General features: G+C 57.5%; 22 protein-coding genes and 1 tRNA gene. 8 read left to right on the top strand and 15 right to left on the bottom strand.

What is annotated here, in order from left to right; genetic code table 11:
• Window positions 1-270 precede the first annotated feature (270 nt).
• From BLU75_RS12675 to BLU75_RS28110, 8 genes are all read right to left on the bottom strand, one after another.
• Window positions 271-1,668: a sigma-54 interaction domain-containing protein gene (locus BLU75_RS12675; RefSeq protein WP_090221471.1), complete on the bottom strand. Its 1,398-nt coding sequence runs from the start codon at window positions 1,666-1,668 to the stop codon at window positions 271-273.
• A gap of 14 nt (window positions 1,669-1,682) precedes the next feature.
• Complete coding sequence (locus BLU75_RS12670) at window positions 1,683-3,254, bottom strand: ABC transporter ATP-binding protein (protein WP_084378808.1); 1,572 nt, start codon at window positions 3,252-3,254, stop codon at window positions 1,683-1,685.
• A 10-nt stretch (window positions 3,255-3,264) separates the two neighbouring features.
• Window positions 3,265-4,287, bottom strand: coding sequence for an ABC transporter permease (locus BLU75_RS12665; RefSeq protein WP_084378807.1), 1,023 nt, complete (start codon window positions 4,285-4,287; stop codon window positions 3,265-3,267).
• The gene (locus BLU75_RS12660; protein WP_084378806.1) at window positions 4,287-5,348 is read right to left on the bottom strand and encodes a microcin C ABC transporter permease YejB; all 1,062 of its coding nucleotides are present in this window, start codon (window positions 5,346-5,348) and stop codon (window positions 4,287-4,289) included. The genes BLU75_RS12665 and BLU75_RS12660 overlap by 1 nt, the downstream gene beginning before the upstream one ends.
• Window positions 5,348-7,222, bottom strand: coding sequence for an extracellular solute-binding protein (locus BLU75_RS12655; RefSeq protein ID WP_084378805.1), 1,875 nt, complete (start codon window positions 7,220-7,222; stop codon window positions 5,348-5,350). Before BLU75_RS12655 ends, BLU75_RS12660 begins: the two co-directional genes overlap by 1 nt.
• 135 nt (window positions 7,223-7,357) lie before the next feature.
• Window positions 7,358-7,639 carry a peptidylprolyl isomerase gene (locus BLU75_RS12650; RefSeq protein ID WP_032861429.1) on the bottom strand — a complete coding sequence of 94 codons (282 nt, stop codon included), beginning with the start codon at window positions 7,637-7,639 and terminating at the stop codon, window positions 7,358-7,360.
• 49 nt (window positions 7,640-7,688) lie between these two features.
• Window positions 7,689-8,777 (bottom strand): 3-deoxy-7-phosphoheptulonate synthase, encoded by a 1,089-nt coding sequence (locus BLU75_RS12645; RefSeq protein ID WP_084378804.1) that lies wholly within the window; start codon window positions 8,775-8,777, stop codon window positions 7,689-7,691.
• Between the two features lie 336 nt (window positions 8,778-9,113).
• Entirely contained in the window at window positions 9,114-9,248 is a 135-nt protein-coding gene (locus BLU75_RS28110; protein ID WP_255313270.1) for a hypothetical protein, read from the bottom strand.
• A 146-nt stretch (window positions 9,249-9,394) separates the two neighbouring features.
• Here BLU75_RS28110 and BLU75_RS12640 point away from each other — a divergent pair, with 146 nt between their 5' ends.
• Window positions 9,395-10,144, top strand: a complete 750-nt coding sequence (locus BLU75_RS12640; RefSeq protein WP_090221470.1) for a carbon-nitrogen hydrolase family protein — start codon at window positions 9,395-9,397, stop codon at window positions 10,142-10,144.
• 15 nt (window positions 10,145-10,159) lie between these two features.
• Entirely contained in the window at window positions 10,160-10,606 is a 447-nt protein-coding gene (locus tag BLU75_RS12635) for a GNAT family N-acetyltransferase (RefSeq protein ID WP_084378845.1), read from the top strand.
• Window positions 10,607-10,632: 26 nt separating this feature from the next.
• Here the strand turns inward: BLU75_RS12635 and BLU75_RS12630 are convergent, their stop codons facing one another.
• On the bottom strand, window positions 10,633-10,902 hold the full coding sequence (locus tag BLU75_RS12630; RefSeq protein WP_084378803.1) for a DNA-binding protein: 270 nt from the start codon (window positions 10,900-10,902) through the stop codon (window positions 10,633-10,635).
• Between the two features lie 82 nt (window positions 10,903-10,984).
• On the opposite strand from BLU75_RS12630, the gene BLU75_RS12625 reads away from it, so the two are divergent.
• The 5 genes from BLU75_RS12625 to BLU75_RS12605 all read left to right on the top strand — a co-directional run bounded on the left by BLU75_RS12625 (window position 10,985) and on the right by BLU75_RS12605 (window position 14,716).
• Window positions 10,985-11,350 (top strand): helix-turn-helix domain-containing protein, encoded by a 366-nt coding sequence (locus BLU75_RS12625; RefSeq protein ID WP_084378802.1) that lies wholly within the window; start codon window positions 10,985-10,987, stop codon window positions 11,348-11,350.
• A gap of 152 nt (window positions 11,351-11,502) precedes the next feature.
• A complete protein-coding gene (gacA, locus tag BLU75_RS12620; RefSeq protein WP_084378801.1) occupies window positions 11,503-12,144 on the top strand; it encodes a response regulator transcription factor GacA in 642 nt (213 codons plus the stop codon).
• A 16-nt stretch (window positions 12,145-12,160) separates the two neighbouring features.
• A complete protein-coding gene (uvrC, locus tag BLU75_RS12615) occupies window positions 12,161-13,984 on the top strand; it encodes an excinuclease ABC subunit UvrC (RefSeq protein ID WP_084378844.1) in 1,824 nt (607 codons plus the stop codon).
• Between the two features lie 32 nt (window positions 13,985-14,016).
• Window positions 14,017-14,577, top strand: coding sequence for a CDP-diacylglycerol--glycerol-3-phosphate 3-phosphatidyltransferase (gene pgsA, locus BLU75_RS12610; protein ID WP_084378800.1), 561 nt, complete (start codon window positions 14,017-14,019; stop codon window positions 14,575-14,577).
• Window positions 14,578-14,640: 63 nt separating this feature from the next.
• Window positions 14,641-14,716, top strand: a tRNA-Gly gene (locus tag BLU75_RS12605).
• Between the two features lie 201 nt (window positions 14,717-14,917).
• On the opposite strand, the gene BLU75_RS12600 is transcribed toward BLU75_RS12605, so the two are convergent.
• The 6 genes from BLU75_RS12600 to BLU75_RS12575 all read right to left on the bottom strand — a co-directional run bounded on the left by BLU75_RS12600 (window position 14,918) and on the right by BLU75_RS12575 (window position 21,847).
• Complete coding sequence (locus BLU75_RS12600) at window positions 14,918-16,069, bottom strand: MFS transporter (RefSeq protein WP_084378799.1); 1,152 nt, start codon at window positions 16,067-16,069, stop codon at window positions 14,918-14,920.
• Between the two features lie 98 nt (window positions 16,070-16,167).
• On the bottom strand, window positions 16,168-17,202 hold the full coding sequence (locus BLU75_RS12595) for a GlxA family transcriptional regulator (RefSeq protein ID WP_084378798.1): 1,035 nt from the start codon (window positions 17,200-17,202) through the stop codon (window positions 16,168-16,170).
• A gap of 47 nt (window positions 17,203-17,249) precedes the next feature.
• Window positions 17,250-18,599, bottom strand: coding sequence for an MmgE/PrpD family protein (locus tag BLU75_RS12590; RefSeq protein ID WP_084378797.1), 1,350 nt, complete (start codon window positions 18,597-18,599; stop codon window positions 17,250-17,252).
• An 87-nt stretch (window positions 18,600-18,686) separates the two neighbouring features.
• A complete protein-coding gene (gene proX / locus BLU75_RS12585) occupies window positions 18,687-19,730 on the bottom strand; it encodes a glycine betaine/L-proline ABC transporter substrate-binding protein ProX (protein WP_084378796.1) in 1,044 nt (347 codons plus the stop codon).
• Between the two features lie 66 nt (window positions 19,731-19,796).
• On the bottom strand, window positions 19,797-20,762 hold the full coding sequence (gene proW, locus BLU75_RS12580; protein ID WP_084378795.1) for a glycine betaine/L-proline ABC transporter permease ProW: 966 nt from the start codon (window positions 20,760-20,762) through the stop codon (window positions 19,797-19,799).
• Between the two features lie 47 nt (window positions 20,763-20,809).
• Window positions 20,810-21,847, bottom strand: coding sequence for a quaternary amine ABC transporter ATP-binding protein (locus BLU75_RS12575; protein ID WP_084378794.1), 1,038 nt, complete (start codon window positions 21,845-21,847; stop codon window positions 20,810-20,812).
• A 448-nt stretch (window positions 21,848-22,295) separates the two neighbouring features.
• Between BLU75_RS12575 and BLU75_RS12570 the strand changes: the two genes are divergently transcribed.
• Window positions 22,296-23,249 (top strand): LysR family transcriptional regulator, encoded by a 954-nt coding sequence (locus BLU75_RS12570; protein WP_084378793.1) that lies wholly within the window; start codon window positions 22,296-22,298, stop codon window positions 23,247-23,249.
• Window positions 23,250-23,297 lie beyond the last annotated feature (48 nt).

Raw genomic sequence — 23,297 nt, 5'->3', positions numbered from 1 at the left:
TTTTTGTGGGGTGAAGCTTATGAGGGGAGTTATGCGGGAATTGTGCCAATTCGTAAGCTGTTGAAATATATGATGTTTTTATTGTTTCAGAAGTGTTTTTCTCTGTAATGAGACGATGGCTCGGCTCTTGTAGGAGCGAGCTTGCTCGCGAAGGTGGTTAACGATGACGCATACATCCAGGATACATGCGGTGTTCTGTAGGTTTTCGCGAGCAAGCTCGCTCCTACAGTCGAGTGTCTTGGTTATGAGATATTTGTCTCTTTATTGAGACTATTCGATGCCCAGCGCAACCATTTTCTTATACAGGGTCGATCGGCCCAGCCCCAGCCGTTTGGCGGCCTCGATCACGTTCCCCTCGCAGTGCTTCAACGCGGCGGTAATCAACTGTCGATCAAACCGCTCTCGTGCCGCGCTGAATGTCTCGGCCTCGACGGACGCAACGGTACCGCGCGCCACCGGGCTTAATGTGCCAATCGCGGCACGAATCTGGCGAGCGTCCAGTACCAAGTCATCACTGAGCAGCGCTGCCCGTTCCAGTACATTGCGCAGTTCGCGGATATTCCCCGGCCAGGCATGTTGCGCCAGTAGCGCCAAGGCTTCGCTGTCCAGTTCATGCCGGCTGCGCAGTTCCTCGAGAATCGCTTCGCTCAAGGCTGGCAGGTCGTCCAGACGTTCGCGCAGTGGCGGTGCCTGGATCGGCAGCACGTTGAGGCGGTAATACAAGTCTGCGCGAAACTCGCCGCGCACGATTGCCGCTTCAAGATCGGTGGATGTCGCGGCGATCACTCGCACATCGCTGTGGATCATCTCGTTGGAGCCTACGGGTTCAAATTCTTTCTCTTGCAACACCCGCAGCAGTTTGCTTTGCAATGGCAACGGCATGTCGCCGATCTCATCAAGAAACAGCGTGCCGCCTTTGGCGATCTGCAGTTTACCGGGGCGCCCCTTGCGGTCGGCGCCGGTGAACGCGCCTGGCGCGGTGCCAAAAAATTCGGCCTCGAGCAGATCATTAGGAATCGCGGCACTGTTGATGCTGACGAAGGCTTTGTTGGCGCGTGGGGACGCACCATGGATCGCCTGGGCCAGCAACTCCTTGCCGGTACCTGTTTCCCCCAGCAGCAATACCGGCGAGTCGGCACTCGCACTGCGCCGGGCACGGCGTTTGACTTCCAGGCTGGCGGCGCTGGTACCGATAAAGTGCGCGAAGTTGTATTTGCTCTGGCGCGAGCGCAGTAACGAGCGCGTGGACGCCAGCTCCTGTTGCATGCTCAGGTAGCGTTCGATCAGTGGCGACAGGTTGCGCAACTCATCGAACAGTGCAAAACCAATCGCTCCGATCACCGCGCCGGCGTCGTCGTGGATCGGCAGGCGCATCACCACCAGCGGACCTTTCGGGGTGTCCTGGATATCCAGCAGGATTGGCCGGTCGCTGCGCACCACCTGGCGTAACCGGCTGTTGGAGATCACCTGCTCACACGGCTGGCCGATTGCCTGGTCGGCGCTTTGCAGGCCAAAGCGCTTGGCGTAGCGTTCGTTCATCCAGACAATATTGGCGTCGCGGTCGACAATGACCGTGCCTTCGCTGGACTGCTCGATGATCTCGAACAGCGACTGGATTGCCAGACCGCGAACGTGCGGGTAGTCCTTGAGGCTTTCAATCGGGTTCATGGCGGCGGTCCGTTCTACACGCAGGCGGCGGCGAGGAGTTCTTGGGTATAGGGATGTTGCGGCGATTCGAACACGTCACGACTCGGTCCGCGTTCCACCACCTTGCCGTCCTTGATCACGATCAGGTCGTGGGCCAATGCGCGCACCACCGCCAGGTCATGGCTGATAAACAGGTAGGTCAGACCGTACTTGTCCTGGAGTTCACGCAGCAGCGCCACCACCTGCTTTTGCACCGTACGGTCGAGCGCGGAGGTAGGTTCGTCGAGCAGTATCAGCGCCGGGCGCAGCACCAGCGCACGGGCGATGGCGATGCGTTGGCGCTGGCCACCGGAGAACTCGTGAGGATAGCGGTGGCGGCTGGCGGGATCGAGACCGACGTCTTGCAGCACCTTGATCACCTGCGCGTCACGCTCCTCGAGGTTGCAGGGCGCGTGGATTTCCAGGCCCTCGCTGATGATCTGGTGCACCGACATGCGCGGGCTGAGACTGCCGAACGGGTCCTGGAACACCACCTGCATCTGCTTGCGCCACGGGCGCATCTGTTTTTGCGTCAGGCTGTCGAGGGCCTCGCCCTGGAAGCGAATGCCGCCGCTGGAATCCAGCAGGCGCAGGATCGCCTGGCCCAAGGTGGACTTGCCGGAACCGGATTCGCCAACGATGCCCAGGGTCTTGCCGCGTTGCAGGCTCAGGCTGATACCGTCCACTGCGCGCAGGTACGTTTTGCTGCGGAACAAACCGCCGCCAAGGGGGAATTGTACGTTCAGGTCATCCACCTGCAACACCGTTTCGCGCTCGTCCAGGCACAGGGCTGCGCCGGCCGGTTCGGCATCCAGCAGCAGGCGGCTGTAGGGATGTTGCGGGGCGTTGAACAGGGTTTGGCAGTCGGCATGCTCGACGATTTCCCCGGCACGCATCACGCACACCCGCTGAGCAATGCTGCGTACCAGATTAAGGTCGTGACTGATCAGCAGCAGCGACATGCCCAGGCGCTGCTGCAGGGATTTGAGCAGCAGCAGAATCGTGCGCTGCACCGTCACATCCAGCGCCGTGGTCGGTTCGTCGGCAATCAGCAGTTGCGGCTCACAGGCCAGGGCCATGGCGATCATCACCCGCTGACGCTGGCCGCCCGAGAGCTGGTGGGGATAGGCCTTGAGGCGTTCCTGGGGTTTCTGGATGCCCACCAGTTCCAGCAGCTCGAGGATGCGTGCTTGCGCGGCTTTGCCGCCGAGGCCCTTGTGCAGCAGCAGGGTTTCGCCAATCTGTTTTTCGATGCTGTGCAAGGGGTTGAGCGAGGTCATCGGCTCCTGGAAGATCATCGCAATGCGATTGCCGCGCAGCTTTTGCAGGAGGGTCGCCGAAGCGCCGATCAATTCCTGGCCGCGATGCTTTATCGAGCCGGTGGTTTGCGTACCGGCTTGCGGCAGCAATTGCAGGATCGAATGGGCGGTTACCGATTTGCCTGAACCCGACTCACCCACCAGTGCCAGGCACTCGCCGGGGCGCACGTCCAGGCACAGATTGCGCACCACGGTCTGGCCGTTGAAGGCGACGCACAGGTCGCGGATCTCGATCAGGTTGTCGCTCATACGGATTCACTCATGAACGTGGGTCGAAGGCATCGCGCAACGCCTCGCCGATAAAAACCAACAATGACAGGATCAGCGCCAAGCTGAAAAACGCGGTCAGACCCAGCCACGGCGCTTGCAGGTTCTGCTTGCCTTGGGCGATCAACTCGCCCAGGGAGGCGCTGCCCGCCGGCATGCCGAAACCGAGAAAGTCCAGGGCGCTCAGGGTGGAAATCGCCCCGGTCAGGATAAAGGGCAAATAGCTCAGGGTCGCGGTCATGGCGTTCGGCAGGATGTGTCGGCGGATGATCTTGCTGTCGCCCAGGCCCAGGGCGCGTGCCGCCTTGACGTATTCCAGGTTGCGCCCGCGCAGGAACTCGGCGCGCACCACGTCCACCAGGACCAGCCAGGAAAACAGCGCCATGATTCCCAGCAGCCACCAGAAATTCGGCTCGACGAACCCCGAGAGAATAATCAGCAGGTACAGCACCGGCAGCCCCGACCATACTTCCAGGATCCGTTGTCCGAGCAAGTCGACCCAGCCGCCGTAATAGCCCTGCAAGGCACCGGCGGTAATGCCGATGGCAGCGCTGATGACGGTCAGGGCCAACGCAAACAGAATTGACACCCGGGCACCAAAGATCACGCGCGCCATCACGTCGCGCGACTGATCATCGGTGCCCAGCCAGTTCACCGCAGACGGCGGGCTCGGGGCAGGGCGGGTCAACTCGTAATTGGGTGTGTCATCGCTGAAGGGAATGGGCGGGAACAGCATCCAGCCGCCGTCGTGCTTGATCAGTTGTTGCACGTAATCACTGCGGTAATCCGCCTGGAACGGCAGTTGCCCGCCGAACTGTTGTTCGGTGTAGCGCTTGAACACCGGGAAATACAACTCGTCCTGGTAGCTGAGGACCAAGGGCTTGTCATTGGCGATCAGTTCGCCACCCAGGGTCAGGGTGAACAGGCCGATAAACAGCCACAGCGACCACCAGCCACGGCGGTTTTTCTTGAAGCGTTCAAAGCGCCGTTGCGCCACGGGAGATAGCTTGAACATCAGGCGTTCCTCGCGGCGAAGTCGATTCGCGGGTCCACCAGGGTGTAGCAAAGGTCGCCGATCAGTTTTATCAAAAGGCCGAACAGCGTGAAGATAAACAGCGAGCCGAACACCACCGGATAATCCCGCGACACCGCCGCCTCGTAACTCATGCGGCCCAGACCATCGAGGGAGAAGATCACCTCGATCAGCAGGGAACCTGCGAAAAACACACTGATAAACGCCTGGGGAATCCCGGAAATCACCAGCAGCATGGCGTTGCGAAACACATGGCCGTAGAGCACGCGTCGCTCGCTCAGGCCCTTGGCGCGTGCGGTGACCACGTAGTGGCGGGTGATTTCATTGAGGAACGAGTTTTTAGTGAGGATGGTCAAGGTGGCGAAGCCGCCGATCACCAGAGCGCTGACTGGCAAGACCAAGTGCCAGAAGTAGTCGGCGATTTTGCCGACGGTGCTCAACTGCTCGAAGTTTTCCGAGACCAGGCCGCGCACCGGAAACCAGTTCAGCGACGTGCCGCCGGCAAACACCACGATCAGGAACATCGCAAACAGGAACGCCGGCATCGCGTAGCCAATCACAATGGCCGTGCTGCTCCACACATCGAAACTGCTGCCGTGGCGTACCGCCTTGCGAATCCCCAGCGGGATCGAGACCAGGTAGGTGATGAGCGTGGCCCAGAGTCCAAGGGAAATGGTCACCGGCATTTTTTCGAGGATCAGCTCGGTTACCGTCGAGCCGCGAAAGAAGCTGTCGCCAAAGTCCAGCCTGGCGTAGTTTTTGAGCATCAGCCACAAGCGTTCCGGAGCGGACTTATCGAAGCCGTATTGTTTTTCGATGTCCTTGATCAGTTTTGGGTCAAGACCTCGACTGGCGCGTGAGCCATTGCTGACCGCGTCCCCGGAGGAAGCGCCGACGCCACCGCCGCCGATCCCTTGCAGGTGGGCGATGGCCTGTTCCACCGGCCCGCCCGGTGCGGCCTGGACGATGATGAAATTCACCAGCAGGATGATCACCAGGGTCGGAATGATCAGCAGCAGGCGGCGCACGATATAGGCCAACATCAGCGGGCACCTCGCGGTGTGTTCAGGCGGGCTTTCATCTGTTCGTTGGTCAGTGGCGTCGGGCTGACTTCCCACCAGGTTTCCAGGGCTTCGTCATTACTCGCCTCGATGGCCGGGCGGCCGAAACGGTTCCACCAGGCGGCCGAAGTGCCTGGTGGGTAGTAATTGGGAATCCAGTAATAATTCCATTGCAGTACCCGGTCCAGGGCGTGGGCATAGCTGAGCATTTGTTCCTGGGTGGTCGCGCGCACCAGGCCGGTTATCAGCGTGTCCACCGCCGGGTTTTTCAAGACGATGTAGTTGTTGGCGCCAGGGTCGAAGGCGGCTGACGAACCAAAGTAATTGTACAGCTCCATCCCAGGCGAGGTGGTGACGGGGAAACCGGTGACGATCATGTCGTAGTCCCGGGCCATTATCCGGTTGACGTACTGGGAGGAGTCGATGCGGCGGATATTCAGGGTAATGCCGATCTGCGCCAGGTTGCGCTTGTAAGGCAGCAGCAAGCGCTCCAGGCCGTTCTGGGCATTCAGGAACGTGAACTCCAGCGGCTCGCCCGCGGCATTCACCAGTTTGTCACCTTTGGGCTTCCAGCCGGCGTCTTCCAGCAAGGCCAGGGCTTGCAGCTGTTTGTCACGGATCATGCCGCTGCCGTCGGTGGTCGGCGCCTTGAATACCTGAGTGAAGACCTCGTCGGGAATCTGCCCGCGCAAGGGTTCGAGGATCGCCAGTTCCTGGGCATCCGGCAGTTGCGTGGCCGCCAACGGGCTGTTGGAAAAGTAGCTTTGCTGGCGGATGTACAGGTTGCGCATCATCTGCCGGTTGGCCCATTCGAAATCCCAGAGCATGGCCAGGGCTCGCCGTACGCGGCGGTCCTGGAACACCGGCTTCTGTACGTTGAACACGTAGCCCTGGGCTATCTGGGGCGCTTCTTTGGCCAGGTGGGCGCGCTGCAAGCGGCCGTCATCCAGGGCCGGGCCGTTGTAGCCGATGGTATAGCCGGTGGCCGAGAATTCGCGGTTGAAGTCGTAGGCGCCACCGCGCAGGACCTGGCGCGCGACTTCGGTGTCGCCGAAATACTCCAGACTCAGTTGATCGAAGTTGTACAGGCCACGGCTGACGGGCAGGTCCTTGCCCCACCAATCGGGATCGCGCTGGAAGGTGATGGTGCTGCCGGAGTTGATCTTGCTGACTTTATACGGTCCGCTGCCCAAGGGGGCTTCGTAACCGCCGCCATTGGCGAAGTCGCGGGTCTTCCACCAATGTTCGGGAAACACCGGCAAGGTCGCGAGGTCCAGAGGCAGGGTGCGATTCTGGTTGCTGGAGAAGTCAAAACGCACTCGGCGCGGGCCTTCTACCTCGACGTGCTTGACGTCGGCAAACAGCGTGCGAAAACGCAGGCTGCCCTGGGTCATCAGCAGGTTGAAGGTGTAGCGCACGTCTTCGGCGGTGATGGGCTCGCCATCGGCGAACCGCGCCTTGGGATTGAGATAGAAGCGCAGGGACAGGCCGTCCTCGGCGCGCTCCATTTGTTCGGCCACCAGGCCATAGACGCTGTAGGGCTCATCCAGGGAGCGCTGGGCCAGGGGCGAGTACACCCAGCCGTCGATCTGGGAGACACCGATGCCTTTATCGATATACGGCAGGACGTGATCAAAGCGCCCGATCTCGATGGCCGAGCGTTTCAGGCTGCCGCCCTTCGGGGCCTTGGGGTTGGCGTAGTCGAAGTGGCTGAAGCCGCTGGGGTATTTGGCTGGCTCGCCGTAGACGGTGAGCGAGGGTTGTGGCGCTGCCAGTGCGGGCGTATTCGCCAGCAACAGGGCCAAGGTGGAGCAAAGCAGGGTCGAGACAAATGAGCAGAGGAAGTCCAGTCGCATTATCAACCTTGAGCGCCGGGTGAAGAAGGAAGGGGATTTGTACGCTAACCGCGCACGTGCCGCCAGTCACCATGCCGCCACACAAGCACAACGGCCCACCAAAAGGCGGGCCGTTGTGTCATGCCGGGGGCTTGATCAGTCCTGGCGGCTGGTCACTTCCAGCAGGTGATAACCGAACTGGGTTTTCACCGGACCTTGCACGGTGTTGACCGGTGCGCTGAACACGACGGTGTCGAATTCCTTGACCATCTGGCCAGGGCCGAACGAACCCAGGTTGCCGCCGTCACGGCTGGATGGGCAGCTGGAGTTGGCTTTGGCGATTTCCGCGAAATCAGCGCCGCCTTCGATTTGGGCCTTCAGTTCGTTGCACTTGTCTTCAGTGGCAACCAGGATGTGGCGGGCGGTGGCTTTGGCCATGAGGGGTAACTCCTTGAATAAAAAAGGTGAGCCTACCGGATTCAGTCGGTTATTTCCCGGCAAAGTTCCCATGATGTCCACGCAGCCGATGAGCCGCCTCGCGCAGTAGCTGTTCTGTCCCGCTCCAGCCCAGGCAGCCGTCCGTGACCGAGACGCCGTAGCGCATCGAAGAACTCAACGGCTGGCAACCTTCGAAGAGGTGGCTTTCCAGCATCATGCCGATCAGCGAGGTGTCACCTTGCAGGCGCTGCTCCAGTACGTCATTGAAGACCGCGGGTTGACGCAGCGGGTCCTTGCCGCTGTTGGCATGGCTGCAGTCGACCATGAGCCGCGGTGCCACTTTGCTTTTCGCCAGGTCGGCCTGCACTTGGGCAACGCTGTGTCGGTCGTAGTTCGGGCCACGATGACCGCCGCGCAATACCAAATGGGTATCGGCGTTGCCTGGCGTCTGGATGATCGCCGGGTGGCCCTGGCTGTCTACGCCGAAGTGGCGGTGCGGATGGGCGGCCGAGCGCATGGCGTCGCAGGCAATGGCAACGCCGCCATCGGTACCATTCTTGAAGCCGACCGGCATGCCGAGGCCGCTGGCCATTTCCCGGTGGATCTGCGATTCGGTGGTGCGGGCGCCGATGGCGACCCAACTGAGCAGGTCGTCGAAGTAGCCAGCCGCCATTGGTTGCAGCAGCTCCGTGGCAACGGGCAAGCCAAGACGCAGCATTTCGCGCATCAGTTCCCGAGACAGCGTCAAGCCGGCGGCCATGTCGTCGCTGCCGTCCAGGTGCGGATCGTAAGCCAAGCCTTTCCAGCCGACCGTGGTGCGGGGTTTTTCGACGTAGGCGCGGATCACCAACAGCATCTGGTCACTGAGCTCATTGGCCAGTTTCTTCAGATTGCGCGCGTATTCCATGGCGGACTCGGGATCATGGATCGAACAAGGCCCGACGATGACCAGCAAGCGGGAGTCTTCGCCATTGAGAATGGCGCGTACCGCCTGGCGGTGAGCGGTGATTTGCTCGGTGAGGAACGGGCTCAGGGGCAACTGATGTTTGAGCTCAAGGGCGCTGGGCAAGCGCTGGGTCAGCGTTTCATTGGCGCTGGACAGGGTGGCAACGGGCAGGGCGGCGATGGAGGAGTTCATATTCAAGGCTTCCTGGGCAAACGGCGGGTTATTCCCGCGCGCCAGCCCTACTGGGGTGTTCGACAATTGGCCGGATTGGCTGCGTGTGTTGGCTTGCCACCGATAGGTGACCGATCGGAGGCGGCAGGCTGTCCCGAGCGGAGCTTGCTAAATCGCCAGGCGGTGCAGGTGTCGTAGCGGTAATAGGTGGCGTAGTTCATGGGTTGATTCCTTTAAGTATTCGATCTGTAGCGAAAAAAAACGGGCTTAAAAAACAAAACCCCCGGTCGGGGAGCCGACCGGGGGTTAGATTTCTCTGGTAGGCGACCCTTGAGTAGTGGGCGCCGATTTCAGGTATCAGGCGCGCCAGTGGCTAAACCAATACCCAAAATAAAAACTGACCAGTGCGCTCAAACCGTTCACACGGGTAGCCACGACCGAACGCTGAGCGTTGGTGCTGGGGCAAGCCTGGATCAAGGTGAGTTGCGACATGGTGTTTCTCCAAATGATGGGTGCAGCTTACTAGAGGCGTGCTGGAGGATTCAATCAGTAATTTCTATCATCGGCGGGTACTTACCGCTATGGGCAACTGCCGATATGCTGCGCGAACTCACCCTGATGATTGCCCGGACGCGACGATGACCGCCTTGACCCTTGCTGCCGCTCAAACTGTTTCCATCGCCGGCGACCTGCCCGAGAATATCGCCCGTCATCGGGTGCTCATGCGCGTGGCGGCCGAGCACGGCGTGCAACTACTGGTATTTCCCGAGCTGTCGCTGACCGGGTATGAGCCGTCATTGGCAACCGAACTGGCGATCGCGCCAGACGATGCTGTATTGACGCCCCTGCGGGAGCTGGCCCGCGAATTGCGCCTGACAGCGGTGGTCGGCATGCCGATCCGCCTGTCATCGGCACCGCAGGTGTTGATTGGTGCGCTGGTGATGGCGGCGGACGGCTCGTTGGCGGTCTATAGCAAACAGCATCTGCACCCGGGCGAGGAGGCCGTGTTCGCCCCAGGCGCGGGCGGTGCGGCATTGATGTGGGGGGATGAGCGGATCGCACTCGCCGTATGCGCCGACTTTTCCCACGCCAGTCACCCGCGTGCCGCGGCTGCGTTGGGGGCCACGGTGTATGCCGCTGGCGTTTTGATCAGCGAAGGTGGTTACGCGGCGGACACTGCTTTGCTCCAGGGATATGCCGCCGAGCACACAATGATGGTGCTCATGGCCAACCACGGCGGCCCTTCCGGTGGCTGGCGGTGTGCCGGGCGCAGCGCAGTCTGGTGCGAGCGCGGTGGTTTGCTCGCGGCAGCACCTGGCGTCGGCGAAGGGCTGGTGCTCGCGCGCCGTGAAGCGGGGCGCTGGAGTGGGCAGCACGTCGGGATTTGAGGGAGGTGGATGGATATGGCGTTTCAGCTCAAAGCCGCGTCGGATCAGCACTTGGCGTTTGCCCGCACGCTCACCCAGCACGCGATGGGGGATTATTATCGCCAGTACGGTCTTGTGTGGTCCGACAAGGGGTTCGACAGCGCGTGGGCGGGTCGGGAAAACTGGTTGATTTACGAGGGTGACACGTTGTTGGGGTTTATCAGTCTGAGTCGGCACGCTCGGGCGTTATATATACGTGAGCTGCACATTCTGGAGGCTTTTCGTCGCCAAGGGGCTGGCCGTTGGGTGCTGGAGCAAATGATCGCCAAGGCGCGTGCGGAGGGGAGTCGGCAGTTGCGACTGACGGTGTTCAAAAGCAATCCTGCGAAAGGCCTGTATCAGCGCCTGGGCTTGAATATCGTCGGTGAGGAAGACTGTTTCTGGCGCATGGAACGTGACTGTCGATCAACACCCGCGCAGTGATAAGCGGCTAAATCGTGTAAAAACGGTTACTCGGTTTCAATAAGCGCATACTGCCCTTGGGAGATGAGCTCCTGATCGTTGCTCTGGCCTTCGACCTCGTTAAGGACAACCCCTTCTTTCATGCCCAAAAGTACCGCTACTTTATGGGCTTCCCCCCTTCGTCCCTTTTTACGCCCAGCGAGCACTTGATAAGTGGTTGCCGGGTCTACGCCATGTTCCCTGGCGAACGCTTGAACAGACTTTCCTTGATGATCCAGCCAGGCTTTGGCTTGTGCAGCAGTACGGATTCCGGGCATAGTTCAAAACCGTTCAAGTTTGTGTAAAAACGAGATGAGAGTGTCACCTCTTGGGGGGCGCTAAACAGGATCATACATCCAAATGAGTGGAATCGGTTCGCGGTTAAGGCAAGAAAGGGAGCGGCTGGGGCTGTCGCAAAAGAATTTTGGTGAAATAGGAGGCGTCGAAGCAAACGCACAAGGCAACTATGAGAGCGGTGGCCGGGCGCCGAAAGCCGACTACTTGTCCCGTGTGGCAGAAAAAGGTGTGGATATCCTTTATGTACTGACCGGTAGCCCCAAGCCCGCGGTGCTGGATAACTTGAGCCGAAACGAAGAGAAGGTGCTGGGTGACTTTCGTGCGATGTTCAAGGAGGATCAGGATGCAATTCGTCGGTTGACGTCGAGTTTGGCCGAGCACTCATCCGGCCTGAATGGAAAAATCCCTTCAACTCCCAAGGAATCCTGACCCTTAAACCAGAAATTTCAGGCAGTTCGCTATCGCGAAGGCTCTCACGGCGTATTGAAACTCTATATATATGACGCTTGCAGCTAGGTCTGTGCCTTGGTTTTTTGCTAAGGTGTTCAGCAACCTATAAGACCATATCGCGAGGTGTCTGCTTGATTAGGGTGCTAGTAGTCGATGACCATGATCTCGTTCGTACAGGCATTACACGAATGCTGGCTGACATCGATGGCCTGCAAGTAGTCGGCCAGGCCGAATCGGGGGAGGAGTCCCTGATCAAGGCCCGGGAGTTGAAGCCCGATGTGGTTTTGATGGACGTCAAGATGCCTGGAATCGGCGGTCTGGGGGCCACTTGCAAACTTTTGCGCAGCCATCCGGACATCAAGGTTGTGGTGGTGACTGTCTGCGAGGAAGACCCTTTCCCTACAAGGCTTCTACAAGCAGGCGCTGCCGGTTACCTGACAAAAGGTGCAGGTCTGGCCGAGATGGTGCAGGCAATACGCCTGGTATTTGCGGGCCAGCGCTACATCAGCCCGCAGATTGCCCAGCAATTAGCCATCAAGTCGTTTCAACCGGTCAATGATTCACCGTTCGATGCGCTGTCCGAGCGCGAAATTCAGATTGCCTTGATGATTGTCGGTTGCCAAAAGGTCCAGGCGATCTCCGATAAGCTTTGCCTGTCCCCGAAAACCGTGAACACCTACCGTTATCGAATCTTCGAGAAGCTCTCCATCAGCAGTGATGTTGAATTGACCCTGCTGGCGGTTCGCCACGGCATGGTGGACGCCAGCGCCTGAAATGCAAGCCTCTGAAATAACAGCCTCGTTTGATCCGAGTGCGTTTCTCGCAACCTGCAGCGGCCGTCCTGGCGTCTATCGCATGTTCGACGAGGACGCGCGCCTGCTTTATGTCGGTAAGGCCAAGAACCTCAAGAAGCGCCTGGCCAGCTACTTTCGCAAGACCGGTCTGGCGCCGAAAACCGCTGCCCTGGTGGGGCGTATCGCCCAGATCGAAACCACCATCACTGCCAATGAAACCGAAGCGCTGCTGCTTGAGCAGACGCTGATCAAAGAGTGGCGGCCGCCCTACAATATTTTGCTGCGCGACGATAAATCCTACCCCTACGTGTTTTTATCGGACGGTGCTTTTCCGCGCCTGAGCATCCATCGCGGCGCGAAGAAGCAGAAGGGCAAGTATTTTGGTCCTTACCCCAGCGCTGGCGCGATCCGTGAAAGCCTGAGCCTGCTGCAAAAGACCTTCTTCGTGCGCCAGTGTGAAGACAGCTTCTATAAAAACCGCACCCGTCCGTGCCTGCAATACCAGATCAAGCGTTGCAAGGCGCCCTGCGTCGGCCTGGTAGAACCCCAGGAATATGCCGAGGATGTGCGTCATTCGGTGATGTTCCTCGAAGGACGCAGCAATGCCCTGGCCGACGAGCTGTCCGGCGCCATGGAGCAGGCAGCCAGTACGCTGGACTTTGAGCGGGCCGCGGAACTGCGGGACCAGGTGTCTTTGCTGCGCCGGGTCCAGGATCAGCAGAGCATGGAAGGGGGGACTGGCGACGTTGACGTCATCGCGGCTTTCGTCAATCCGGGTGGCGCTTGCGTACACTTGATCAGCGTACGTGGCGGGCGCGTATTGGGCAGCAAGAACTTCTTTCCCCAGACGGGTATTGAAGAAGAGGTCGCCGAGGTCATGGCCGCATTCCTGGGCCAGTACTACGTCAGCAGTCCCGAGCGCGATCTGCCGGGAGAATTGATTGTCAACGTGGTCCATGAGGACTTTGCGGCGCTGATCGAGGCGATTCATGAACTGCGCGGGCGCGAGCTGGACATCAGCCACCGGGTGCGTGGCACGCGGGCACGCTGGCAGCAATTGGCCGTAACCAATGCTGAGCAGGCCTTGAGTGCGCGTCTGGCCAATCGGCAGCATGTTGCCGCGCGCTTTGAAGCGTTGGCCGATGTGCTCAAGCTGGACGAGCCACCTCAGCGGCTGGAGTGCTACGACATCAGCCACTCCAGTGGCGAGGCGACCGTGGCGTCTTGTGTGGTATTCGGTCCGGAGGGGCCGATCAAGTCCGATTATCGGCGCTATAACATTGAAGGCGTTACCGCAGGCGATGACTATGCCGCCATGCACCAGGCGTTGACCCGGCGTTTCAGCAAGCTGAAAGACGGCGAGGGCAAGCTGCCCGATATCCTGTTGGTGGACGGTGGCAAGGGACAGCTTTCCATGGCCCGCGACGTACTCAACGAACTGGCGGTGCCCGACCTGATCCTGCTCGGCGTGGCCAAGGGCGCGACCCGCAAGGCCGGTTTCGAGACGTTGTATTTGAACGACGCAGCCCATGAGTTCACCTTGAAGGGTGACTCCCCGGCGCTGCACCTGATTCAGCAGATCCGCGACGAAGCCCACCGTTTTGCCATTACCGGGCATCGCGCCCGACGCGGCAAGACCCGCCGGACCTCAACCCTGGAGGGGGTTGCCGGGGTCGGGCCGAAGCGGCGGCGGGAACTGTTAAAACATTTTGGTGGATTGCAGGAGCTGTCTCGTGCAAGCATCGAAGAAATAGCCAAAGCCCCGGGTATCAGTAAAAAGCTCGCTGAGTTGATTTATGCAAATCTGCACAGCGAGTAGAATGCCTTCTCACCTCGTAGCCAGTTGTGCCGATGAATATCCCTAATCTGATCACCGTTTTACGTGTCCTGCTTATCCCGATTTTCATTTTGCTGTTTTATCTGCCTTATGAATGGAGTTATGTAGCCTCAAGTTCCGTGTTTGCCTTTGCGGCAGCGACCGACTGGCTGGATGGATACCTGGCGCGTCGCCTGGAGCAGAGCACGCCGTTTGGCGCGTTCCTCGATCCCGTGGCCGACAAGCTGATGGTGGCCGTGGCCCTGGTATTGTTGGTGCAAGAACACGCTAACCTTTGGCTGACATTGCCGGCTGCCGTGATCATTGGTCGCGAGATCGTCGTCTCCGCCTTGCGCGAGTGGATGGCAGAGATTGGCGCGCGCGCCCATGTGGCCGTCTCCAACATGGGCAAATGGAAGACCGCTGCGCAGATGCTCGCCCTGGTCATTTTGCTGGGCAATCCCGCGAACTTCACGTTCTGGGTGTTGTTGGGTTACGCCTTGCTTCTGGTCGCCGCCGGCCTGACATTGTGGTCGATGCTGCAATACCTGCGTGCCGCCTGGCCCCACCTGCGGACCACCGTTGAAAAGAAATAAAACTTTTTTGAATCAAAGGGTTGACGGGTGATTAGGATGCTATAGAATGCGCATCATCAAGACGCGGGAATAGCTCAGTTGGTAGAGCACGACCTTGCCAAGGTCGGGGTCGCGAGTTCGAGTCTCGTTTCCCGCTCCAAGCATTAAAAAATGGATCTCTGAAAAGAGGTCCATTTTTTTCGTCCAGAGAAAAGTATTTCTTTGGCTTTTGCCGCGCCCCCCCTGAAAACACGCAGGTCCAGCCCCAATGGGCACATTTTCCGGTACATCAAAACGCTGAAGCAATTCTTGTTGGGTTTCTCCAGGATGAAGTGGAGTGATATCGCGCCTGAAGATTCGGTTAATTGCGAAGTATTCGAGCTGTTGTGCTGACAAAAACCAGCAGCACGATCAGGCAGCCCAAAGCGAATGACAAGGTGCTTAGATGGGCGACTGCCCCAATAAATACGGGACCTATCAGAATGCCCGCGTAGCCCATCGAGATGACCGCGGGGATGGCAACCGCCTGTGGCATACGTTGCTGCCGGCCTACAGCGGTAAAGATCACTGGGACAATGTTCGAGCAGCCAGCCCCGACCAGGGCGTAGCCGACCAGGGACGCGGGCCAGCCATCGATCCCAAGCGACACGAGCATGCCTGCGGCTGCGCAGAGTCCGCCTAGCGCAACTACACGCACGCCACCTAGTTTGCTGACGATGGTGTCCCCCGTCAGGCGACCCACCGTCATTGCAGCGGCGAAGGATGCGTAGCCCAAACCGGCGATGCTCGGCTCTAACCCTCGGTTCGAGACAAGGAAGACCGCGCTCCAGTCAAGCATTGCACCTTCAGTGAGGAATACGATGAAACAGAGCGTCCCTAAAAACAGCACGATACCCCTAGGCACCGCGAACAATGGTCCACCCCGTTCAGTGCCATAAGTCAGCAAAGCAGGCGCAGCCTTGTAAAGCGCTCCCAAAACGGTGGCAACGATGCAGAGCGCAGCCATCAGTGGATCTAGGCCGAAGGTCAGTAAAGCGGTCATCGCCCCGGCGCCCAATATACCTCCGACGCTGTAAAGGCCATGGAAGCCAGACTGAAGTGCCTGCCCGCTGTTTTTCTCGACGATGACGGACTGTATGTTCATGGCGCAATCGAGCATGCCCATGCTGGCGCCGAAGATAATGACAGCTATGACCAGGCCGGGCAGCCAGACCACGGTGCTCAACAGCGGAAAAACGGCGCACAAGACAATCGTCGCCCAGATTACGACCGGTCGACATCCATGGTGCGCAGTGAGATATCCAGCGAAGGGCATGGCCACTATAGATCCACCGCCCAGGCCAAGCAGCAGCAACCCTAGGCCACCATCGTCCAAGCCAGCACGGGTTTTAACCAATGGGACCAGAGGCGCCCATGCGGACATGAGTAAGCCCGCGATAAGGAAGGCGATGCGTGTAGACATCCGTTCGCTGTGGTTAGCCGTCGGTATCAACACTGACGATGTAGCATTCATAATTCTCGGTAACCCTTATCAATGATGCTAGCCATCATTTGCTCGGCTTAGACAGTGTGGGTTTATTGTGTTTTTTGCATGCCCGGGTTTCGGAAAACTTAGCGCCTGCGCTCATACGTCGCTCTATAACTACTCGGCGCGACGCCAAAGAAGTCACGAAAGCGCATATGGAAGTTGGCGAAACTACAGAAGCCGGTTGCAATCGCGATATCGGTGATCGGTCGATTGCTCTGCAAAATAAGCTGTCGCGCTCGAGTCAAGCGCAGCTCAAGGTAGTAGCGTGTGGGTGTGGCGCCCACGAAACGACAGAAGCGACGCTCCAGTTGTCGTCGGGAAATGTTCACGCACTCAGCCAGTTCATCTATCGATAACGGCTCTTCGATGTTCTTTTGCATCAGTTCTAAAGCGAGCTTCAGGGTTTGGGGCAAGGTGGGGTCAGAGTCAACTATGACAGTCGATATCCCAGAGACTTCATTGGTTTGATCACAACTGAGTATTTCCTCGACAGCATGGGTCAGTGACACGCCTTGTTTAGCGGTGATGAGCTCCAGCATCATGCGTAACGAGCTGCTGGCGCCGGCGCACGTGATACGGTTTTTGTCTATTACGTGAGTTCGACAAGAGACCAGGACTTTGGGGAAAACATCCTCCATCATTGCTCGCCCATCTGGATGGAAGGCGCACTCGACACCGTCCATTAGCTGAGCTTCCGCCAGGAAAAATGCACCGTTCCACAACCCCCCCATGGTCGCGCCAAGAGAGGCGACGTTACGTAGCTTGCGCCGTAATAGCGGGTCGCTGATCAGTTTGACCCGTAAACCACCGGCGACGATGAGAACGTCGATACGATCCGGAAGTTGTGATAGCTCCAGGTCTGCTGAAATCGCAATACCCAGATCGCTCATCACCAGACGGCCCCTGATGCCGACAGTCAACACCTCAAACGCTGGTGTCTCGCTAATCAGGTTGGCGGTCACCAGCGCATCGATAGCACCGGTGAACGACATCATCGAGAAATTGTTCAAAAGCACGAAAGCTACACGAGTCACTGCCTGCGGCTTTACTGGTTTCTCAGCCGTATAGGAGTACCCCAAGTTCTTGTCTTTAAGCACGCTCTCGAATACGAATGGCATAAATCCTCTTTGACACCTGAACGAATAGCCAGGAAACCGTTGGCAATCTAGGCAGCGGTTTTTGGAGCGGACAGCAACAAATCAAAGAACGATTGGCAGTCATCACTGCCGAGCAATGCATCAACACTGTTCTCGATGGCATTGCTGAGCGTGGCCCCCAAGCTGTCATCAGCCAGCAGATGGTATTTAGCGGTGAGATCGTCACTCGACATAGGGTTGCCGGGGTCGCCCTTGGCCGTCGCGGTCGGGCTGGTAAGACGCGTACCGTCTTTCAGGGTAACCGTGACGCGGGACAGAATTTCCTCCGGGAACCTGGCGGAGAGGTCAGGCGCCTCCTGAAGGGTGATTTTCGCGCTGACACTCAAGATGTCTGGCGCATGAATGGAATCCCCGGTGACCTCTTTAGGGCCCAGCTTCCCGCGAACGATCAAGGCAGCCAAGGGAAACGCCAGCGCATACTGGGCCTCGTCCGCATTCTTCGGAAAATGCCCCTGCAAGCACACAGACTCATGGAACGTTTCGACATCAATGGTCTCGATCAACGCTGCAGTGATGACCGGATGTGCCCGCATCAAATCAGTCATGGCTGTGAGCGCCGGTTGCGCCCAGCGACATACCGGCCACGGTTTGAAATATTGCTCGTCGATCTCCCAGCGGGTTCCGATGTCCTGCCAGAAAGCGGAAATCTCCAAAGGTTCAACGGTCGCGGCTGGAGCGCCAGTGACACCGAGCTGTGCCATCAGTAGTGCGTTCAGTCCGGCATGCGCGCCGGCGCCGTGGGCATCACGCAACATCGTCGGGAAGCTCACCAGGCGCATCATCGGACACCTCGGGCCAAAGTATTCCGCGATACCCAGCGCATGACGGAACGTCGTTTCATCAAGCTTCAGCAGGCGGGCGCCAGCGCAAACCACCCCGATTCCGGAAAAGGCACCTGAGGCATGATATTCAGGGGCGCTGGCCATCAATGCCTGGCCCGCCCGTAACGCGGTTTCATAACCGATGCACAGTGCGCTGAGGAATTCTTCGCCGCTGATGTCTTTGCCCTGACCGAGATACGCGTCGACCAACGCAACAATAGCCGGGACAACGGTTGCACCCGCATGCCCCTTGGAGGTGAAGTGACCTTCATGTGCATCCAGGCTATCGACGCAGAAACCGCCTGCATACGCGGCGCCCAATGGATGTACGGCTCTGCCGTCGAACCAAAGGCGGCTGGACAACTTGTTGGCAGAGTAATGGGTGTCAGCGTAGGTTTTGAGCATCACGCTGGTTTGATTGTCGCGAGCACCGGCGGCCACACCAATGATGTCGAGCAGGCAGGTTTTAACCAATTCGCGTGTATGCAGGGGCGCATCCTTGTAACTGAAATTCTGGACGAACGAATACAACTGCATTTCATGATTCCTGAATGATGAACACCGAAACGGATGAAAAAGTTGCCCCGGGAAGGGCAACCTTTTATGCAGATTTAAATGAAGGGACTAGTTTTTTGCGGTGGCAGTGTTGGCCGCAGCGCGTGCGTCTGCCAGCCAGATGTCGTATTTCGCGCGATGGGCCGCGATCCATTCTTTGGCGTGACGAGTAATGTCAGCTGCACTTTTTTCGCCATTGTGCATTTTCAGGTTTTGCGCGCTTTCATCGTCGGTAGTGATCTGCATTTCAGACAGGAACTTCACTGCAGCCGGATTTTTCTCGGCGAACTCTTTATTGATAACCGCTCTGACACTGTCTACTGCGAAGCCCAGGTTTTTACCATTGAAGGTCGTGTTGACATCGTTTTTGCCACCTGGAAGATCCGTACGTGGCACGGTCAACCACACAACATCTTTACCTTCTACCAGAACACCGGATATCCACTGAGGTACCCAGGTGTAATAGAGAATCGGCTTGCCTTGTTTATAGCGAGCGATGGTGTCCGCCATCAAGGCAAAATAGGAGCCCTGGTTATTGGAAACGGTCTTCATCAGGTCATAGGCTTTCATGTGGTGCGCAATGATGAGCTCACAGCCCCAACCCGGGTTGCAACCCGTGAGGTCGGCTTTACCGTCACCATTGGCATCGAACAGTTTGGCAATTTCCGGCTTCTGCAAATCTGCGAGTGAGGTGATGTGGTGCTCATCAGCCGTTTTTTTGTCAATCATGTAGCCCTGCAACACGCCCGGCATGATAGCGCCGGTTTTCACCATCACCTCATCGCCGCCAGCCTTCTCGTAGAAAGATTTGTGCAGTTCCTCCCACAGGTGCACCGAGAAATCCGCGTCACCATTGGCAATCGCAACCATCATGGTGGAGTACTCGGTTTCCTTTGGTGTTTCAACGTCGTAGCCCAATTCCTTGAGACCCGCCATTGCAATCTCTCCACGAAACCGCTCTTCGGCGATCGACGGAAAGATCGGGGTGATTGAGACCCCTTTTCCGGGCTCCTGCGCCGTGGCGGCCGATGTGAACAAAGGTGATACCGCTAAAACTAAAAGTGCCACAGAATGAATGAGTTTCTGTTTTATTCCGAAGGTTGTGAAGTTCATTATCGTTTACCTTGGCTGGTTAAGAAGTTGGCATTTCTTTTGGTTCACAACGCGCCGCAAAGCGGATTAGCTTTCTTTGGGACTAACTTCTATCTTTGTAATGGTGTTCTTTCTTTTCAGACGGTAAACGACACCCGCAGGGCCGGTCTGATACCAGTGTTCGCCTTTGGTTGCTCTGTTACTGCGTTCGCCCATTGCCTGGGTCAGGCGGTCGAGGAAAATCGCCAGCAGCACCAGGCCCAGTCCTCCGACGGTGGCCAAGCCCATATCAAGGCGGCCAATCCCGCGGAGTACCATCATCCCCAAGCCTCCCACCGAAATCATTGATGCGATCACGACCATGGAAAGTGACAACATCAATGCCTGATTGAGGCCGGCCATGATCGTCGGTGCAGCCAAAGGAAGTTGGACTCGCCTCAGCATCTGGCGTGGTGTGCATCCAAAAGCCCGGGCCGCCTCAATCTTGTCTTCCGGTACCTGGCGAATGCCCAGATTGGTAAGCCTGACCAGTGGCGCTACCGAAAAGATGATCGTGACCAGCACCCCCGGTACGTTGCCGATACCAAACAGCATCACCACAGGTACCAGGTAAACAAATGCCGGCAGTGTTTGCATTGCATCGAGTACCGGCCGCAACAGCATCTCCAGCCGGTCACTCCGGGCACACAGGACACCCAGCGGTATGCCAATAACTGCACAGAAGAACAGTGAAGTGAGCACCAGGGCGAGGGTGACCATGGCGTCACTCCATACGCCGATCACTCCCAAGAGGGTGAGGGTGACGAAACAAAGGATTCCAATCTTTCTCCCTCCTACCTGCCAGCCCAGGAGCGTCGCAAAAATAATGAATATCGACGGAGGAATAGCCAACAATCCGAACTGAATTCCATTAAGTACCTGATCGATTGGCCATCTAATCGAACGGAATACCTCGCGGAAATTATGAACCAGATAATTCAGGGCAACTTCTACCCATTGGCCCAAAGGGACGTTGAGGGATTGAAACGGGTCTAGAAAACTGAATTCGTTCATGTCATCACCTGAATATCCGAGCCTGGCAAGCCAGCAAATAGAGACTATTAGTGCCGGCTCATTGTCTGAAGCAGTAGGCTCTTGGAGATCGTGCCTTTGAACACACCCTGACGATCCAGCACAGCAACTGGATTAACGGCATCAGCAACAATGTGAAAGACGTCCTGCAGGAGTACATCGTCGCGCAGCGTAGGCATGGATTGATCCATGGCGTACGGATGCTCTGCACAGAACTTGGCAACGTCGCCAGCCTTGAGGATCTTCGAGGCATCAAAGCCTTTGAAGAAAGCTCTGACGTAATCGTTCGCGGGGCTGCAAAGCAGCTCTTGCGGGGTACCGATCTGTACCACCCGGCCACCCTCCATAATTGCAATGCGATGGCCGATGCGAATCGCCTCCTCAATGTCATGGGAGATGAAGATGATGGTGCGATGTTGTTCTGCCTGCAGGCGGATCAGTTCGCCCTGCATTTCGTGGCGAATCAACGGGTCGAGTGCCGAGAAGGCTTCGTCCATCAGCAGGATGGCGGGGTCGTTGGCCAGCGCTCGGGCCAGGCCTACCCGCTGTTGCATACCGCCGGACAGTTGGTGCGGATAGCTGTAGGCGTGGCCATCGAGCCCCACCTGTTTGAGTGCCTCGAGTGCACGTTTATGCCGTTCACTTTCCTCGACACCCGAGATTTCCAGTCCGAAGGCAACGTTGTCGATCACACTCATGTGGGGCATCAGGGCAAACGACTGGAACACCATGCTCATGTCTTTGCGGCGAACGCTAAGGAGATCAGCATCAGACAGACCGGTGATTTCCTGGCCGTTGAGATGGATAGTTCCGGAGGTTGGCTCGATCAGTCGATTGAACAACCGCACCATCGTCGACTTCCCGGAACCGGAAAGCCCCATGATGACGAAAATCTCTCCACGTTTTACGGAGAAACTGGCATCAAAAACGCCAACGACTTGACCGGTTTTGCTGAAAATTTCACTTTTATCAGCACCGCGAGCCAGCATCTCCATCGCGAGCTTTGGCTGAGCACCAAAGACTTTGTAAATGTTTTTTACCGAGAGTATCTCGTCACCAAGACTCATAACCCCTCCTGCTGCAAATACGACGTAAGACCAAGAATTTAGATATACGTATCTTGATCAGTGAAGACGGTGCTTATGGGGGCAGTCAAGCTGGGAGAAAGGTTGCGAGTTAGTCATTGTGACCATCCTCTTTATTATGTGATGTTTATTATTCTTGTTTTATCGGCGCTGAATTAATCAGCGCCTTGAGACCCAAGTTATTACCTTATAGAGTCAGCGTCTAACAACATTTCTTCCAGCCAATCAATAACGTCATGTTATCAATAAATGAATCGTGTCAATTTGCGACTACAAAAGTGCTGTTTGCGAAGGCGACTACTGCTGGCCCTGTCTTAGACCCTCTGTTTCAGCTACGCTCCAGCGCAGGCTCTAGGTGGAACCTTCTCGCCGATCTCATCGCTAACGGCCCTCCAAACGGCCCCGAACCGGATATTCAATACTCTAGGTTATGGTTAAGCACATCGATCCAGACATGACGCTGCTGAAAATGCCGTCTCTGAAAGCAGTGAAGTCATTCGTAGCAGCCGCCAAATATCAGAGCTTTACGCGTGCGGCTGAAGCGCTGTGCGTTACTCAAGCGGCAATCAGTCGTCAGATTCGGGAGCTTGAAACTTACCTTGGGGTGGATCTCTTCAAGAGGGTGGGGCGAGCAGTCGAGTTGACGGAAGCCGGATCCATCTTTTTTGATGCGGCACAGTTATCTTTCGTCAACATTTCCCAGGCGGCGGAGCGCATTCGCACCAACAATGCAGGCAAGCGCACGTTGACACTTTGCTGTTCTCCCGCGTTTTCAGCCCTCTGGCTCGCAGCGAAGTTGCCGGGTTTTTTTACGAGGAACACAGACATCGACCTCAATCTGGTCACCACTCAGAACTTCCTGTCGATGGAACCGGGTGTAACTCCAGACATCTTCATCACCAAAATGGCCAGGATTCAGGATGGCTACCGCAGTTATCCGTTGTTTCACGACGTCATCTACCCGGTGTGCACACCTCGTTACAAAGAGGAGCACCCTGAGCTGTCCAGCCTGGAAGGATTACGCGACGGGGTTTTGCTAAACCTCAGCCCCTATGGCAGATCCCAGGTAGCGGAGCACGTTGATTGGGGTGTTTGGCTGGCTTATCACGATGTTGATATCGAAAAACGCCCCCATGACAGCCCTCACGTTTTCAACGCCAACGACTACAACCTGGTCATCAGCATGGTGTTGACCCATCAGGGCGTAGCCCTCGGATGGAATCACCTGGTTGCAACGCTAATCGAAAACGGCACGCTGATACGGCCGATCGAAGAGGAAGTGGTTCTCCATGAAAGTCAGCATTATCTGACATTTCGTGAAGACCGGATCAATGACGACGCCTGTTGCCGGCTACGCGACTGGATTCTTGCTCAGTTTTCCTGAGCTGTTTGGAAGAAAGGAACACGAGTTGTGGCGGAGAGGGAGAGTGGT

The organism is Pseudomonas mucidolens, assembly GCF_900106045.1.
GTDB lineage: Bacteria > Pseudomonadota > Gammaproteobacteria > Pseudomonadales > Pseudomonadaceae > Aquipseudomonas > Aquipseudomonas mucidolens.
Note: the sequence above shows the minus strand (reverse complement) of the source record. Positions and strands in the feature narration are given on the sequence as shown.